Origin of the sequence: Clostridium thermarum, from assembly GCF_006351925.1 — a bacterium.
Taxonomy (GTDB): Bacteria; Bacillota; Clostridia; order Clostridiales; family Clostridiaceae; genus Clostridium_AU; species Clostridium_AU thermarum.
In genome coordinates this window covers 3,350,308-3,366,985 of record NZ_CP040924.1, presented here as the reverse complement: position 1 = coordinate 3,366,985, position 16,678 = coordinate 3,350,308, and the positions used below count along the sequence as shown (strand labels likewise).

Below are 16,678 nucleotides of genomic sequence, written 5' to 3'. Positions count from 1 at the left end.
ATGATGTTATACAGTTTGTTAAGTGATCTCTCAATTAAAGTGGGAGGTAAAAACCGCTAATACCACAAGGAGGATAAATTAATGGGAAAGAATTATATTGAAAGCGCAAAGCTTGTAGATAAGAGTACTTTATATTCTCCTGCTGAAGCGATGGAACTTGCTGTTAAGACTGCTAAGGCAAAGTTTGATGAAACTATAGAATTAGCAGTAAGACTAGGAGTGGATCCAAGACATGCAGATCAGCAGGTAAGAGGAGCTGTAGTGCTACCTCATGGAACAGGCAAAACTGTTAGAGTTTTAGTGTTTGCTAAGGGTGATAAGGCTAAAGAGGCAGAAGATGCAGGAGCAGATTTTGTTGGAGCTGAAGAGTTAGTTGACAAAATCCAAAAAGAAAACTGGTTTGGATTTGATGTAGTTGTAGCAACTCCAGATATGATGGGCGTTGTAGGTAGATTAGGTAGAGTACTTGGACCTAAGGGTTTAATGCCAAATCCAAAGTCTGGTACAGTTACATTTGATGTGGCTAAAGCTATAGCTGAAATTAAAGCTGGTAAGGTAGAGTACAGAGTAGATAAGACATCTATAGTACACGTACCACTAGGTAAGAAGTCATTCGGTGGAGAAAAGTTAGTTGATAACTTCCACACACTAATGGAAGCGCTTATCAAAGCTAAGCCAGCTGCAGCAAAAGGTCAATACATTAAATCTGTAGTTGTATCAAGCACAATGGGACCTGGAGTTAAGATTAACCCTATAAAGGTTCTTGAATAGTATTGACATATATTTATTGGTTTGATATAATTTCATAAGTTAAATACGATAATAAACCGTAGACAGTAGGTGCTGTAAGGCGTAACGAGAAATCTACCTACCGAGGGTTCCGATACATTTAGTTAGTTGAGGTCTCTCATTGTCTACGAGGGACCTTTTATTATTGTGTATGGACTGTGAGAAGCGTAAGGAGGTGGACACACAGTGGAAAACAAGAACAGAGTTATTAAAGAAGCTAAAGTTGCTGAGATAAAGGAAAAGTTATCTAAGGCTCAAGGTGTAGTACTTGCTAATTATCAAGGGCTAACAGTAGAGGAAGATACAGAATTAAGAAAGAAGTTAAGAGAAGCTGGTGTTGAATACAAAGTATATAAAAATACAATGGTTACATTAGCAGCTAAAGAGGTGGGTCTTGATGGAGTAATAAGCTATCTTGAAGGACCAGTTTCAATGGCTTTCAGCTATGATGATGCTACAGCTCCAGCTAGAGTATTAAATGATTTTGCTAAAGATCATAAGAAGCTAGAGTTAAAAGCAGGTATCGTTGAAAATCAGATTTATGGGTCTGAACAAATTAAAGCTATCGCTGCGATACCATCAAGAGAAGTTCTTATTTCAAAACTTCTTGGAAGCTTCAAGGCTCCATTATCAAATCTTGCATACTTATTAAATGCAATTAGTGAAAAGAAAGAAAACGCATAATAAAAAAGAAAATTTGGAGGTGTCTTATAAATGACAAAGGCAGAAATTATTCAAGCTATAAAAGAAATGACTGTTTTAGAATTAAATGAATTAGTAAAGGCATGTGAGGAAGAGTTCGGCGTTAGCGCAGCAGCCCCAGTAGCTGTAGCAGGTGCTGCAGGTGCAGCAGCTCCAGCAGCTGAAGAAAAGACTGAATTCGATGTAATACTAGCAAGCGCTGGTTCAGAAAAGATAAAGGTTATAAAAGTAGTTAGAGAATTAACTGGATTAGGATTAAAGGAAGCTAAGGAAGTAGTTGACGGAGCTCCTAAGACATTAAAAGAAGGCGCTTCAAAAGAAGAAGCTGAAAACATTAAGGCTAAACTTGCTGAAGTTGGCGCAACAGTAGAAATAAAATAGTAAAAATAAAAGAGGCACTTTTAGGTAAGTGTCTCTTTTTTAAAGTTGTATATTGACAACAATAATCTATTGTGATAATATATTAAAATGCATTAATTTACTTATAATTATATGGATTTTTTTTGTCTTTATAAGACGAATTAAATTTATTATAATGGTTATACTAAAATAATGAGGTTGTGTGCAATCCGTTAGGTAATTCCTAGGGGATAATGTATTTTATTTAAGTATTTACAAGGGGTGATAGCTAATGGTACATCCTGTCCAAGTTGGAAAACGAACAAGAATGAGTTTCGGAAAAGTAAAAGAAGTGGCAGATATGCCAAATCTTATCGAAGTTCAGCTAGACTCATATAAATGGTTTCTAGATGAAGGGCTTCAAGAAGTATTTGACGACGTTAATCCAATAATGGATTACACCGGAAATCTCGTTCTGGAATTTGTTGGGTATAAGCTCGATATGGATAATATTAAGTATTCTGTTGAGGAATGCAAGGAAAGAGATGCAACTTATGCAGCTCCACTTAAGGTTAAAGTAAGGCTTTACAACAAAGAAACAGGAGAATTAAAAGAACAGGAAGTTTTTATGGGGGATTTCCCTCTCATGACAGAGCAGGGAACATTCATAATAAATGGTGCAGAAAGAGTAATAGTTAGCCAATTAGTAAGATCTCCCGGAGTTTACTATAGTTTTGCTATGGATAAGTCCGGCAAGAAGTTATTTTCCTCAACGGTTATACCAAACAGAGGAGCATGGCTTGAGTATGAAACAGATTCTAACGAAGTAATTTATGTTAGAATTGATAAGACAAGAAAACTACCTATTACTATTTTAGCAAGGGCAATGGGTATAGGAAGCGACCAGGAAATCATTAGCTTTTTTGGCGAAGAGGAGAGGCTAAAGGCGACAATAGAGAAGGACAATACAAAGACAAAAGAAGAAGCCTTACTTGAAATCTATAAGAGATTAAGGCCTGGTGAACCTCCAACTGTAGATAGTGCCGTAGCTTTAATAGATTCCCTATTTTTTGACGCTAAGCGTTATGATCTTTCAAGAGTAGGGCGCTACAAGTTTAATAAAAAGTTAGCATTAAACCTGAGAATAGCTAATCAAATAGCAGCAGATGACATAATGAATCCACATACAGGCGAGATCTTTGTTCAAAAAGGTGAAAAGATTGACAGAGATGTTGCTGTTCAAATTCAAGATGCTGGTATTAATGCTGTAGATATAATTGTAGATGACAAAAGGATTAAAGTAATTGGCAATTATTTTGTTAACATACATAACGTTGTACCGTTTGATATTAGCGACTTGAATATAAGAGAATATGTTCATTATCCTACTTTAAAAGAGATATTGGACAATTACGATGATGAAGCTATTATTAAGGAAGAAATAAGAAAGAATATTCATAGATTAATACCAAAGCATATAATTAGGGATGATATCTATGCAACAATCAGCTATGAAATAGGATTAACTTATAATATTGGTAATGTTGACGATATTGACCATCTTGGTAATAGAAGACTAAGATCTGTGGGAGAACTACTTCAGAACCAGTTTAGAATAGGTCTTTCAAGGATGGAAAGAGTTGTCAAAGAGAGAATGACTATACAGGATCAGGAAGGTATAACTCCTCAGGTTCTGATAAATATAAGACCTGTTGCAGCTGCTATCAAGGAATTCTTTGGTAGTTCACAGTTATCACAATTCATGGATCAGACAAATCCACTTTCAGAATTAACTCATAAGAGAAGATTATCTGCGCTAGGACCAGGTGGATTATCAAGAGAAAGAGCAGGATTTGAAGTAAGAGACGTTCACCATTCACATTATGGTAGAATGTGTCCTATAGAAACTCCTGAAGGACCTAATATAGGATTAATCAACTCCTTAGCTACATATGCGCGAGTAAATGAATATGGCTTTATTGAAACTCCATATAGGGTAGTAGATAAGAAGACCGGAGTTGTTACAGATAAAATTAAATACTTTACAGCTGACGAAGAAGACCATTATCTAATAGCTCAATCCAACGAACCAGTAGGGGAAGATGGAAGGTTTATAGATAAGAGAATTACAGTTAGATATAAGGAAGATGTTTTAGTAGTTGCCAGAGAAGATGTTGATTTAATGGATGTTTCTCCAAGACAGTTGGTTTCTGTGGCAACAGCTATGATTCCATTCTTGGAAAATGACGACGCTAGCCGTGCACTCATGGGTTCTAACATGCAGCGTCAGGCGGTTCCGCTTCTAAAACCACAGGCGCCAATTGTTGGTACCGGTATAGAGTTTAAAGCAGCATATGATTCTGGTGTTCTGCCAAAAGCTAAAAACAGTGGTGTAGTAACTTTTGTAAGTGCTAATGAAATTAGAATCAAGAGAGATTCAGATGGCGGTATAGATGTTTACAGGCTACTTAAGTTTAAAAGATCAAACCAAGGAACTTGTATAAATCAAAGGCCAATAGTAAGTAAAGGCGAGAGAGTTATTGCGGGAACAATACTTGCTGATGGACCTTCAACGGATTTAGGTGAAATAGCTCTTGGTAAAAACATAAGAATAGGCTTCATAACTTGGGAAGGTTATAACTATGAAGACGCTATGCTTATTTCTGAAGAGCTTGTAAGAGACGATGTCTTTACTTCAATTCATATAGAAGAATATGAGGCAGAGGCTAGAGATACCAAGCTAGGACCAGAAGAGATAACAAGAGATATTCCAAATGTTGGTGACGATGCGCTTAAGGACATCGATGAAAGAGGTATTATAAGAATTGGTGCAGAAGTTAGATCCGGAGATATACTTGTTGGGAAAGTGACTCCGAAGGGAGAAACTGAATTAACTGCCGAAGAAAGGCTTTTAAGGGCGATCTTTGGAGAAAAGGCAAGAGAAGTAAGAGATACTTCCTTGAGGGTTCCCCATGGTGAAGCCGGTATTATTGTAGATGTTAAAGTGTTTACAAGAGAAAATGGTGACGAGTTACCTCCTGGAGTTAATCAATTAGTAAGATGTTATATAGCACAGAAAAGAAAGATTTCTGTTGGAGATAAAATGGCTGGTAGACATGGTAATAAGGGTGTTATTTCCAGAGTGCTTCCGGAAGAAGATATGCCATTTTTACCAGATGGTAGACCGCTTCAGATATGTCTTAATCCGCTAGGTGTACCGTCCCGTATGAATATCGGGCAAGTTTTAGAGGTTCACCTTGGTTGGGCTGCAAGTAAGTTAGGTTGGCATATAGCCACTCCTGTATTTGACGGTGCAACTGAAGATGATATTGAAGAATGCCTAAGAAACGCCGGTTATCATATTGATGGTAAGACTGTCCTCTATGATGGAAGAACTGGAGAACCTTTTGATAGTAGAGTAACTGTTGGATATATGTATATATTAAAGCTGGCCCACCTTGTTGACGATAAGATACACGCAAGATCAACAGGTCCATACTCATTAGTAACTCAACAACCACTTGGAGGTAAAGCACAGTTTGGTGGCCAAAGATTCGGCGAAATGGAAGTTTGGGCACTGGAGGCCTATGGTGCTGCACATACTCTTCAAGAAATATTAACAGTTAAGTCTGATGATGTAGTGGGTAGAGTTAAAACGTACGAAGCTATAGTTAAGGGTGAAAACATTCCTGAGCCAGGTGTTCCAGAATCCTTTAAGGTATTAATTAAGGAACTTCAAGCTCTTTGTTTAAATGTTAAGGTTCTTAATGATTCTAATGAAGAAATTAAGATCAAAGAATCTGTAGATGAAGAGATGGAAGATCTGGAAGTTAATATTGAAGGAACTGAGGAACTTATACCACCTACGCCTACAGACGATTATCTTGATAACGATGAAGAAATCGACGAAGATATAGATATAGATTATGACGAACTTCCGTTGGATGATTTCCAGGACGAACTGGAGCTAGATGATTTTGGTGATGAACATTAATTAATGAAGGGAGGAAGAACCCTTGTTTGAACTAAATAATTTTGACGCTATACAAATCGGCCTTGCGTCACCGGAGCAAATAAGAGAATGGTCTAGAGGTGAGGTAAAGAAGCCGGAGACTATTAATTATAGAACATTGAAGCCTGAAAGAGATGGCCTTTTCTGCGAAAGAATATTTGGACCAATTAAAGATTGGGAATGCCATTGTGGTAAGTATAAAAGGGTTAGATATAAAGGTATAGTATGTGACCGATGCGGTGTTGAAGTCACAAAGGCAAAGGTTAGAAGAGAGAGAATGGGGCATATTGAACTTGCTGCCCCTGTCTCCCATATATGGTATTTCAAAGGTATACCTTCAAGAATGGGTCTAATCTTAGATATGTCCCCAAGATCCCTTGAAAAAATACTTTACTTTGCTTCATATGTCGTATTAGATCCAAAGGATACACCATTACTAAAGAAGCAGCTCTTAAATGAAAAGGAATATAGAGAAGCTGTTGATAAATATGGTGATGACAGCTTTACTGCAGGTATGGGAGCAGAAGCTGTAAAAGTTCTGTTACAAGAGATTGCTCTAGAAAGATTATCAGAAGAATTAAAAGAAGAATTAAAAGTAAGTACAGGTCAGAAAAAGGTAAGAATAATTAGGAGACTAGAGGTGGTTGAATCCTTTAGAAAGTCCGGAAACAGACCTGAATGGATGATTATTGACGTTATTCCTGTTATTCCACCAGATTTAAGACCAATGGTTCAGCTTGATGGTGGCAGATTTGCTACTTCTGACTTAAATGACTTATACAGAAGAGTAATTAATAGAAATAACAGATTAAAGAAGCTTTTAGATTTAGGAGCTCCTGATATAATTGTCAGAAATGAAAAAAGAATGCTTCAAGAGGCAGTAGATGCTTTAATAGATAATGGAAGAAGAGGTAGACCTGTAACAGGACCCGGAAATAGACCACTTAAGTCGCTTTCCGATATGTTAAAGGGTAAGCAAGGTAGATTTAGACAGAATCTTCTTGGTAAGCGTGTTGACTATTCTGGTCGTTCTGTTATAGTAGTTGGACCAGAACTAAAAATGTATCAATGTGGGCTACCTAAGGAAATGGCTCTAGAATTATTTAAGCCTTTTGTAATGAAAAAGCTCGTCGAGGGGGGAGTAGCCCACAACATAAAGAGTGCTAAGCGAATGGTTGAAAGAGTAATGCCTCAAGTATGGGATGTACTAGAAGAAGTTATTACAGATCATCCAGTACTTTTAAACCGTGCCCCCACACTGCATAGATTAGGAATACAGGCATTCCAGCCTGTACTAGTTGAAGGTAGAGCTATCAAACTACATCCTTTAGTATGTACTGCATACAATGCGGACTTTGATGGTGACCAGATGGCTGTCCATGTACCACTTTCTGTAGAAGCACAAGCTGAAGCAAGATTCTTAATGTTGGCCGCTGGAAACATTCTTAAGCCTTCAGACGGAAAGCCGGTTTGCGTACCTACACAGGATATGGTATTGGGTTCCTATTATCTAACCATCGATAAGGATGGCGGAAAAGGTGAAGGAAAAATGTTCTCATCTCCTGAAGAAGCTATTATGGCTTATGAGTTAGGTGAGGTTGATATTCACGCTAAGGTAAAGATTAAGCTTAGAAAAATGATAGATGGTGTAGAAAAATCCGGTATCATAGAGACAACTGTTGGAAAAGTTATATTCAATGAATCTATACCACAAGATCTAGGATTTGTAGATAGATCAGTTTCGGGCAATGAATTCCTGTTGGAAGTTGACTTTTTAGTAAATAAGAAGAACCTAGGTAAGATTATTGATAGATGTTATATGAAGTACGGCCCGACAGAAACTGCTATAATGCTAGACAAGATAAAGGCTAAAGGATACCATTATTCAACTATAGGCGCAATCACAGTAGCAGCCTCAGACATGATAGTTCCAGAAGCTAAGAAGACTCTTCTTGAGGATGCAGACGCAACTGTTGATAAGATCGAAAAGCTCTATAAGAGAGGATTTATCTCTGAAGACGAAAGATATGAAAGAGTAATTGACAAATGGACTAAAACTACTGAGGAAGTAGCTGATGCCCTTATGGATAGCCTAGATAAGTTCAATCCAATATTTATGATGGCTGATTCAGGTGCGAGAGGATCTAAGAGCCAGATTAAACAGTTGGCTGGTATGAGAGGTCTTATGGCCAATCCTTCTGGTAAAATCATTGAGTTGCCAATTCGTGCATCCTTTAGAGAAGGTCTATCAGTGTTGGAATACTTCATATCAACCCACGGAGCTAGAAAAGGTAATGCGGATACAGCCTTAAAAACAGCTGACTCAGGATACTTAACAAGAAGACTTGTTGATGTAAGTCAGGATGTTATAGTTAGACAAGAAGACTGCGGTTCAGAAGAAGGCTTTATAGTTGCAGAAATAAAGGAAGGTAATGAAATCATTGAATCCTTGAGGGAAAGATTAACCGGAAGATACACCGCTGAAGATATCATAAATCCTGAAACTGGAGAAGTAATTGTTCCTAAAGATGAATATATGGACGGTGAAATAGCCGAGAAGATTGAGAAAATTGGTATCAAGAAGGTTAAAATCCGCTCGGTATTCACATGTAAAGCTAAATTTGGAGTATGTGCAAAGTGCTATGGAATGAACATGGCTACAGCTCAAAAGATAAATATTGGTGAAGCAGTAGGTATTGTGGCTGCGCAAAGTATAGGTGAACCTGGTACCCAGCTTACAATGAGAACATTCCATACCGGTGGTGTTGCAGGTGCTGATATAACACAGGGTCTTCCAAGAGTTGAGGAATTATTCGAAGCAAGAAAGCCAAAGGGGCTTGCAATAGTAACTGAAATTGCAGGTACTGTTAGAGTAGAAGAAACTAAGAAAAAGAGAACTGTTGTTGTAACAAGTGAAACCGGTGAAGAAGCAAGCTATGACATACCTTTTGGTTCAAGGCTAAAAGTTACCAATGGCGATACTGTGGCTGCCGGAGATGAAATTACTGAAGGTTCCGTTAATCCTCATGATATCTTGAGGATAAAAGGAATTGATGGTGTTAGAAACTACTTGTTATCTGAAGTACAAAAGGTTTATAGACTTCAAGGTGTTGATATCAATGATAAGCATCTGGAAGTAGTTGTTAGACAGATGACAAGAAAGGTAAAAGTTATAGAATCGGGGGATACAGATCTTCTTCCAGGTGTTATGATTGATATTTTTGATTTTGAAGAAGAAAATGCAAGAGTAAGAGCTCTAGGTGGCGGAGAAGCTAAAGGTGAAAAGTCACTTCTAGGAATAACAAAAGCTGCCCTTGCAACAGACTCCTTCTTATCAGCTGCCTCCTTCCAGGAAACAACAAGAGTACTTACAGATGCAGCTATTAAAGGAAAGATAGATCCATTAGTAGGATTAAAAGAAAATGTTATTATCGGTAAGCTGATACCTGCTGGTACCGGTATGATGAGATATAGATCTGTAAGATTGAATACTGAAGTTGAAAGTCAGGAGGAAGAGGCAATAAATACCAACGAGGCTTAACACATAATGCATTGACAGGTTTAGTTTAAAGTGATAAAATACTTTCTGTGTGATTTTTTATAGTGTTTTGGCTTAGTTGAATAGTGAGGCAAGAATTTTGCCTCACTATGAATAAGTTTTAAGGAGTGAATTAGATGGTTGAAAGGCTTTCTGGGAAGAAAGTTATAGGTATCAAGCAGACTGGTAAGTCTCTCAAAAATGGCCTTGGCAAACATTTGTATGTAGCTAAGGACAGTGAAGAACATCTGATAAGCCCTTTAATTAAGTTAGCAGAAGATTTATCTATAGAAGTGACCTATGTAAATACTATGAAAGAATTAGGTAGACTTTGCGGAATAGATGTTGGAGCTGCTGTAGCTTTAATTTTAAAAGAAGCTTAAATGCTATCAACTAATTTAAATAGATTGATAAACAAGAATCTAAGGAGGTGAAATTATGCCAACAATTAACCAGCTAGTAAGAAAGGGCAGAAAATCAGTTGTTACTAAGTCAGCTTCTCCAGCTCTTAAGGAATGTCCTCAGAGAAGAGGTGTTTGTACTGTAGTTAAAACTACAACTCCAAAGAAGCCTAACTCAGCGTTAAGAAAAATTGCGAGAGTAAGACTTACTAACGGATATGAAGTTACTGCTTATATCCCAGGTGTAGGACACAATCTTCAAGAGCACAGCGTTGTTCTTATAAGAGGTGGAAGAGTTAAGGACCTTCCTGGTGTTAGATACCACATTGTTAGAGGAGCTTTAGACTCTGCTGGAGTGGCTAACAGAATGCAGGGAAGATCCAAGTACGGTGCTAAGAGACCTAAGAAGAAGTAGTTTTTTAAAGTAAATAGTGCTATGTCTTCAGCATTTATATAGATTATTTATATATTAACTGGTGGAGTACAGAGCGCTTTGCGGCGAAACTTCGTCGAGTACCGATGAACTTAAATTTAAATGTTAAGGAGGGAAGAAAAGTGCCAAGAAAAGGACATATTGCCAAGAGAGACGTATTAGCTGATCCATTATATAACAGCAAAGTTGTTACTAAGCTTATAAACAATATAATGGAAGATGGAAAAAGAGGAGTGGCTCAAAAGATCGCTTATGATGCTTTTGAAATCATAGCTCAGAAGACTGGTAAGGATCCACTAGAAGTATTCGAAACAGCTATGAATAACATAATGCCATTACTTGAAGTAAAAGCTAGAAGAATAGGTGGAGCTACTTATCAGGTTCCAATAGAGGTTAGACCTGAAAGAAGACAGACACTTGGAATAAGATGGCTATTAATTGCTGCAAGAAAAAGAGGCGAAAAGTACATGAGAGAGAAATTAGCCAACGAACTTATGGACGCAGCAAATAATACTGGCGCAGCTGTTAAAAAGAGAGAAGACACTCATAAGATGGCTGAAGCTAACAAGGCATTTGCTCACTATAGATATTAATACAAAACTGTTTTGGCTAAGCCAAAACAGTTTTGTATAATTTAAAAGCTAATCGAGAGGAGGAGAATTCGTGGCTAGACAATTTCCATTAGATAAGTTTAGAAATATAGGAATAATGGCGCACATTGATGCTGGTAAGACTACCACAACAGAACGTATACTGTTTTATACTGGTAAGACTCATAAAATTGGTGAAGTTCATGAAGGCGGAGCTACAATGGACTGGATGGTACAGGAGCAGGAAAGAGGTATTACAATAACTTCAGCCGCTACTACTTGCCAATGGAAGGGGCACAGTATCAATATAATAGACACACCTGGACACGTAGATTTCACTGTAGAAGTTGAAAGATCACTTAGAGTATTAGATGGTGCAGTAACAGTATTAGATGCTAAGAGCGGAGTTGAACCTCAGACTGAAACTGTTTGGAGGCAGGCAGACAAGTACAGAGTACCAAGAGTAGTTTATGTTAATAAAATGGATGCAGTAGGAGCAGACTTCTTTATGTGCATTAATACTCTTAGAGAAAGATTACGTTGTAATGCAGTTCCGATACAACTTCCAATTGGTGCAGAAGACCAATTTAAGGGTATTATTGACCTTATCACAAATGAAGCTATTATATATAAAGATGATTTAGGTAAGGTTGAAGAGTCAACTGCCATCCCTGAAGAGTATAAGGATAAGGTAGAAGAATACAGAAACGCAATGATAGAGGCAATAGCGGAACTAGATGAAGAATTGATGATGAAGTATCTTGAAGGTGAAGAGATAACGGTTGAAGAACTTAAGGCTGTTTTGAGAAAAGGCGTTATTGCAAGTCAAATAGTACCAGTTGTTTGTGGATCATCCTACAAAAACAAGGGTGTTCAGCATATGATTGATACCGTTGTTGACTATCTTCCATCACCTTTAGATATCCCAGATGTTAAGGGAGTTAATTCTGAGACAGGAGAAGAAGATACTAGACCTGCAGCTGATGAAGCGCCTTTATCTGCATTAGCTTTCAAAATTGCATCAGATCCATTTATTGGAAAGCTTGCCTTTACAAGAATTTACTCTGGTGCAATGAAGAGTGGTACTTATGTACTTAACTCTACTAAGGGTAAGAAGGAAAGAATAGGAAGACTTGTTAAGATGCATGCAAATCACAGGCAAGAAGTCGAAGAACTGCTTGCAGGAGATATAGGTGCTATTATAGGGCTTAAGGATACAACTACAGGAGATACACTTTGTGATGAGAATAATCCAATAGTTCTTGAAAAAATGGAATTCCCTGAACCAGTTATCAATGTAGCTATAGAGCCTAAGACAAAAGCAGGTCAGGAAAAGATGGGAATAGCTCTTGCTAAGTTGGCAGAAGAAGACCCAACATTCAAGACCTATACAGACCAAGAAACAGGCCAGACTATTATTGCTGGTATGGGTGAACTACATCTTGAAATTATAGTTGACAGACTTCAAAGAGAATTCAAAGTAGAATGTAATGTTGGTGCTCCACAGGTTGCATACAAAGAAACTATCAGAAAGCAAGTTAAGGCTGAAGGTAAGTTTGTTAGACAATCAGGTGGTAGAGGTCAGTACGGTCACTGCTGGATTGAACTAACACCACATGATGGAGAATACGAATTTGAAAATGCTATCGTAGGAGGAGTAATTCCAAAAGAATATATTGCTCCAATCGATGCAGGTATTCAAGAGGCAGCTCAGAGTGGTATACTTGGCGGATATCCTGTTCTTAACTTCAAGGTTAAGCTTTATGATGGATCCTATCATGATGTAGACTCATCAGAAATGGCTTTTAAGATAGCTGGATCTATGGCGTTCAAGAACGCTATGGCTAAAGCAGACCCTGTACTTCTAGAGCCTGTCATGAAAGTTGAAGTAACAGTGCCAGAAGAATACATGGGTGATGTTATGGGTGACCTTAACTCAAGAAGAGGAAGAATAGAAGGAATGGAAGCTAGGGCCGGTGCTCAAGTTATAAGAGCAATGGTACCACTAGCAGAGATGTTCGGTTATGCTACAGCTCTTAGATCTAGAACTCAAGGTAGAGGAGTTTACACAATGGTCTTCGATCATAATGAAGAAGTTCCAAAGAACATTCAAGAGCAAATTCTTGGAAAGAAATAATAGTAAAATAAAAGCATCTGTAGGTAAACTTATACCTACAGATGTTACATAGAATAAATATTAGATTGCGAGGAGGAAAAACCATATGGCAAAGGCAAAATTTGAAAGAAGCAAACCACATGTTAACATTGGAACAATCGGTCACGTAGACCATGGTAAGACAACATTAACAGCAGCTATTACAACAGTATTAGCAAACAAGGGATATGCACAGGCAACAAAGTATGACGAAATAGATAAGGCACCAGAAGAAAAAGAAAGAGGAATCACAATCAACACAGCACACGTTGAATATCAAACAGACAACAGACACTATGCACACGTTGACTGTCCAGGACACGCTGACTATGTAAAGAACATGATTACAGGAGCAGCACAGATGGACGGTGCTATACTAGTATGTAGTGCAGCAGACGGTCCAATGCCACAGACAAGAGAACATATATTACTTGCATCAAGAGTAGGTGTTGACTATATAGTAGTATTCTTAAACAAGGCAGATATGGTAGACGATCCAGAACTACTTGAATTAGTAGAAATGGAAGTTAGAGACTTGTTAAGTGAATACAAGTTCCCAGGAGATGAAATACCGGTAGTAACTGGATCAGCATTAAGAGCATTAGAAAACCCAACAGATCCAGAAGCTACAAAGTGCATAGAAGAGTTAATGGCAGCAGTAGATAGCTACATTCCAACACCACAGAGAGCAACAGATAAGCCATTCTTAATGCCAGTAGAAGATGTATTCACAATCACTGGTAGAGGAACAGTTGCAACAGGAAGAGTTGAAAGAGGAGTACTGCACGTAGGTGACGAAGTAGAAATAGTAGGACTCAGCGAAGAAAAGAAGAAGACAGTTTGTACAGGAGTAGAAATGTTCAGAAAGCTGCTTGATGAAGCACAAGCTGGAGATAACATAGGAGCATTATTAAGAGGTATACAGAGAAGTGAAATCGAAAGAGGTCAGGTTCTAGCAAAGCCAAATACAGTACAGCCACACAAGAAATTCGTAGGTCAAGTATACGTATTAAAGAAAGAAGAAGGTGGAAGACATACACCATTCTTTGATGGATACAGACCACAGTTCTACTTCAGAACAACAGACGTTACAGGAACAATCAAACTTCCAGAAGGAATGGAAATGGTTATGCCAGGAGACCACATCGACATGACTGTTGAATTAATTACTCCAGTAGCAATGGATGAAGGATTAAGATTTGCTATAAGAGAAGGCGGAAGAACAGTAGGTTCAGGTGTTGTTACTAAGATAATAGAGTAATAGTTATAATTATAGTTGCATGCAAATTAAGCTTAAGCGATAGAAAGAGGATAGGGGACGCCCTATCCTCTTTTATTATAAAACTATGAAAATCAATTATTTGAGTAAGTGATTATATCAGAAGTTTCATGAAGTTTGTCGAAAAGTTTTTATTTTTGCTTGCAAGACTATTATTATTTAAGTATAATATTTTAAGGCAAATTCGAAATGTCTACAACCTTTTAAAATCAATACTTTACATAAAAAAATACTTGAAAAAAAGAAAAGGTTGTAGTATAATAAAGAAGTTGCGAAGCAAACAGTGATGAATCAAGAGGTTGCCGGACTTCCGGGTAATTCTTGATGAGCATGTCAGGATCTAGAATCCGACGACGGTAGTCTGTATTGGTTTGTTATGTTTCTAAAGTGGAAACACCCGGAACGGTTTACAGAACGTCCGCTGTTGTGCGTAAGAAGTAATGCGTACATGAAAAGGAGGGAAAGTAAATGTCAAAACAGAAAATCAGAATCAGATTAAAGGCTTTTGATCACACAATTTTAGATCAGTCAGCTGAGAAAATTGTTGAAACTGCAAAAACAACTGGGGCTAAGGTTGCTGGACCAGTGCCACTACCAACAGAGAAGGATATAGTTACTATCCTAAGAGCTCCTCATAAGTATAAGGACTCCAGAGAGCAGTTCGAAATCAGAACACATAAGAGATTGATAGATATAATAAATCCATCATCAAAGACTGTTGACGCTCTTATGAGATTGGATTTACCAGCTGGTGTAGATATTGAAATTAAACTTTAATAGGTATGTGTAATATGCAATTACCAACTATTATGATCGCAAGTCGATCCGCTAATATGTTTAGGAGGTGTAACAATGAAAAAAGCAATAATGGGTAGAAAAGTTGGAATGACTCAAATATTTGATGCTAATGGCAAAATAGTGCCTGTTACAGTGATAGAGGCAGGCCCCTGTGTTGTAGTTCAAAAGAAAACTGCTGAAAAAGATGGCTATAATGCAATAAAGGTTGGTTTCGGTGAAATAAGAGAAAGTCTTGTGAACAAACCAACAAAGGGACAATTTGCAACAGCAGGTGTATCTGTTAAGAGACATCTTAAGGAATTTAGATTAGAAGATATATCTGGTTATGAAGTAGGTCAAGAAATTAAGGTTGACTTATTTGAAGTTGGAGAGAAGGTTGATGTATCTGGAGTTTCAAAAGGTAAGGGATTCCAAGGTACAATAAAGAGATGGAATGCTAACAGAGGACCAATGTCTCACGGTTCTAAGTTCCACAGAGCAGTTGGTTCAATGGGTGGTTCTTCAGATCCATCAAGAACTTTCAAGAACAAAAAGATGCCAGGACATATGGGAAATGTAAATACTACAGTTCTTAACCTAGAAGTAGTTAAGGTAATGCCTGAAAAGAATGTTATATTAGTAAAAGGCGGAGTGCCAGGACCAAATAAAGGTGTTGTGGTAATCAGAAATTCAGTTAAGGCTTAGTTTTAGAAGGAAAGGAGGATGCAGAATGCCTACAGTAGGATTATTTAATAAAGAAGGACAGAAAGTTGGAGATATCCAATTATCTAGCAATGTCTTCGAAGCAGAAATAAATAAGGATGCTATGCATCAAGTAGTTGTTGCTCTTTTGGCGAACAAAAGACAAGGAACACAAAGCGCGTTGACAAGAGCAGAAGTTCGTGGAGGCGGTATAAAAATATACAGACAAAAGGGAACTGGTAGAGCAAGACATAGTTCTAATAGAGCACCACAGTTTACACACGGTGGAGTTGTATTTGCTCCAAAGCCAAGAGATTATAGAATGTCTCTTCCAAAGAGTCTGAGAAGAGTTGCTATGAAGTCAGCACTTTCAAGTAAAGTTGCTGCTAACGAAATGATTGTTTTAGAGAATCTTGAACTAGAAACTCCAAAGACAAAGGAAATAGTTAAGATGCTTAACGCATTTGAAGCTAAGAAAACTTTAATAGTAACTGCTGAAGTAAATGAAAATGTATATAAGTCAGCGAGAAACATTGAAGGTGTTGCAGTAATACCTGTAAACAATATTAATGTTTATGATATCCTTAAGTATGAAAAATTCATAGTTACAAAGGATGCTGTATCTAAGATTGAGGAGGTGTATGCATAATGACTATGAATAGCCATGATATTATAAGAAAGCCAGTAATCACTGAAAAGAGTATGGCTGCTATGGCAGAAAAGAAATACACCTTCATAGTTAACATTAAGGCTAACAAGTCTCAAATAAAGAGAGCTGTTGAAGAAGTTTTTGGTGTTAAGGTAGAAGAAGTTAAAACCATGAGAACTGAAGGAAAGACTAAGAGAGTGGGAGTTCACATAGGTAAGAGACCTGACTATAAGAAAGCTATAGTTAAGCTTACTGAAGATAGCAAATCTATTGAATTCTTTGAAGGAATGCAATAATAGTCAGATTATAAGC

14 protein-coding genes and 1 other annotated feature are annotated in these 16,678 nt (G+C 37.5%); all 14 genes read left to right on the top strand.

Going from position 1 to position 16,678, the window contains the following annotated elements; genetic code table 11:
- The first annotated feature begins 81 nt into the window (after positions 1–81).
- The 14 genes from rplA (at position 82) to rplW (ending at position 16,662) form a co-directional block, all read left to right on the top strand.
- The gene (gene rplA / locus FHY60_RS15475; protein WP_139905883.1) at positions 82–771 is read left to right on the top strand and encodes a 50S ribosomal protein L1; all 690 of its coding nucleotides are present in this window, start codon (positions 82–84) and stop codon (positions 769–771) included.
- Between the two features lie 38 nt (positions 772–809).
- Positions 810–941 (top strand) — a sequence feature (ribosomal protein L10 leader region).
- Positions 942–975: 34 nt separating this feature from the next.
- Positions 976–1,473 carry a 50S ribosomal protein L10 gene (gene rplJ / locus FHY60_RS15470; protein ID WP_139905882.1) on the top strand — a complete coding sequence of 166 codons (498 nt, stop codon included), beginning with the start codon at positions 976–978 and terminating at the stop codon, positions 1,471–1,473.
- Between the two features lie 30 nt (positions 1,474–1,503).
- Positions 1,504–1,872, top strand: a complete 369-nt coding sequence (rplL, locus tag FHY60_RS15465) for a 50S ribosomal protein L7/L12 (protein ID WP_139905881.1) — start codon at positions 1,504–1,506, stop codon at positions 1,870–1,872.
- A gap of 250 nt (positions 1,873–2,122) precedes the next feature.
- Positions 2,123–5,824 (top strand): DNA-directed RNA polymerase subunit beta, encoded by a 3,702-nt coding sequence (rpoB, locus tag FHY60_RS15460; RefSeq protein ID WP_139905880.1) that lies wholly within the window; start codon positions 2,123–2,125, stop codon positions 5,822–5,824.
- A gap of 22 nt (positions 5,825–5,846) precedes the next feature.
- On the top strand, positions 5,847–9,383 hold the full coding sequence (gene rpoC, locus FHY60_RS15455) for a DNA-directed RNA polymerase subunit beta' (RefSeq protein WP_139905879.1): 3,537 nt from the start codon (positions 5,847–5,849) through the stop codon (positions 9,381–9,383).
- 134 nt (positions 9,384–9,517) lie between these two features.
- A complete protein-coding gene (locus tag FHY60_RS15450; RefSeq protein ID WP_139905878.1) occupies positions 9,518–9,763 on the top strand; it encodes a ribosomal L7Ae/L30e/S12e/Gadd45 family protein in 246 nt (81 codons plus the stop codon).
- A gap of 55 nt (positions 9,764–9,818) precedes the next feature.
- The gene (rpsL, locus tag FHY60_RS15445) at positions 9,819–10,196 is read left to right on the top strand and encodes a 30S ribosomal protein S12 (protein WP_139905877.1); all 378 of its coding nucleotides are present in this window, start codon (positions 9,819–9,821) and stop codon (positions 10,194–10,196) included.
- A gap of 140 nt (positions 10,197–10,336) precedes the next feature.
- A complete protein-coding gene (gene rpsG, locus FHY60_RS15440) occupies positions 10,337–10,807 on the top strand; it encodes a 30S ribosomal protein S7 (RefSeq protein ID WP_139905876.1) in 471 nt (156 codons plus the stop codon).
- A 70-nt stretch (positions 10,808–10,877) separates the two neighbouring features.
- Positions 10,878–12,941 carry an elongation factor G gene (fusA, locus tag FHY60_RS15435; protein ID WP_139905875.1) on the top strand — a complete coding sequence of 688 codons (2,064 nt, stop codon included), beginning with the start codon at positions 10,878–10,880 and terminating at the stop codon, positions 12,939–12,941.
- A gap of 85 nt (positions 12,942–13,026) precedes the next feature.
- Positions 13,027–14,220: an elongation factor Tu gene (gene tuf / locus FHY60_RS15430; protein WP_139905874.1), complete on the top strand. Its 1,194-nt coding sequence runs from the start codon at positions 13,027–13,029 to the stop codon at positions 14,218–14,220.
- A 486-nt stretch (positions 14,221–14,706) separates the two neighbouring features.
- Positions 14,707–15,015, top strand: coding sequence for a 30S ribosomal protein S10 (gene rpsJ, locus FHY60_RS15425; RefSeq protein WP_139905873.1), 309 nt, complete (start codon positions 14,707–14,709; stop codon positions 15,013–15,015).
- A gap of 75 nt (positions 15,016–15,090) precedes the next feature.
- Positions 15,091–15,720 (top strand): 50S ribosomal protein L3, encoded by a 630-nt coding sequence (gene rplC, locus FHY60_RS15420; RefSeq protein ID WP_139905872.1) that lies wholly within the window; start codon positions 15,091–15,093, stop codon positions 15,718–15,720.
- Positions 15,721–15,745: 25 nt separating this feature from the next.
- Positions 15,746–16,366 (top strand): 50S ribosomal protein L4, encoded by a 621-nt coding sequence (rplD, locus tag FHY60_RS15415; RefSeq protein ID WP_139905871.1) that lies wholly within the window; start codon positions 15,746–15,748, stop codon positions 16,364–16,366.
- On the top strand, positions 16,366–16,662 hold the full coding sequence (gene rplW, locus FHY60_RS15410) for a 50S ribosomal protein L23 (RefSeq protein WP_139905870.1): 297 nt from the start codon (positions 16,366–16,368) through the stop codon (positions 16,660–16,662). The genes rplD and rplW overlap by 1 nt, the downstream gene beginning before the upstream one ends.
- The last annotated feature ends 16 nt before the right edge of the window (positions 16,663–16,678 follow it).

Excerpts from the sequence above, each read along its gene's own strand:
- rplL (WP_139905881.1), top strand. The coding sequence starts at position 1,504 with ATGACAAAGGCAGAAATTATTCAAGCTATAAAAGAAATGACTGTTTTA.
- FHY60_RS15450 (WP_139905878.1), top strand. The coding sequence starts at position 9,518 with ATGGTTGAAAGGCTTTCTGGGAAGAAAGTTATAGGTATCAAGCAGACT.
- rplW (WP_139905870.1), top strand. The coding sequence starts at position 16,366 with ATGACTATGAATAGCCATGATATTATAAGAAAGCCAGTAATCACTGAA.
- rplC (WP_139905872.1), top strand. The coding sequence starts at position 15,091 with ATGAAAAAAGCAATAATGGGTAGAAAAGTTGGAATGACTCAAATATTT.
- rpsJ (WP_139905873.1), top strand. The coding sequence starts at position 14,707 with ATGTCAAAACAGAAAATCAGAATCAGATTAAAGGCTTTTGATCACACA.
- rplD (WP_139905871.1), top strand. The coding sequence starts at position 15,746 with ATGCCTACAGTAGGATTATTTAATAAAGAAGGACAGAAAGTTGGAGAT.
- rpoB (WP_139905880.1), top strand. The coding sequence starts at position 2,123 with ATGGTACATCCTGTCCAAGTTGGAAAACGAACAAGAATGAGTTTCGGA.
- rpsL (WP_139905877.1), top strand. The coding sequence starts at position 9,819 with ATGCCAACAATTAACCAGCTAGTAAGAAAGGGCAGAAAATCAGTTGTT.
- rplA (WP_139905883.1), top strand. The coding sequence starts at position 82 with ATGGGAAAGAATTATATTGAAAGCGCAAAGCTTGTAGATAAGAGTACT.
- tuf (WP_139905874.1), top strand. The coding sequence starts at position 13,027 with ATGGCAAAGGCAAAATTTGAAAGAAGCAAACCACATGTTAACATTGGA.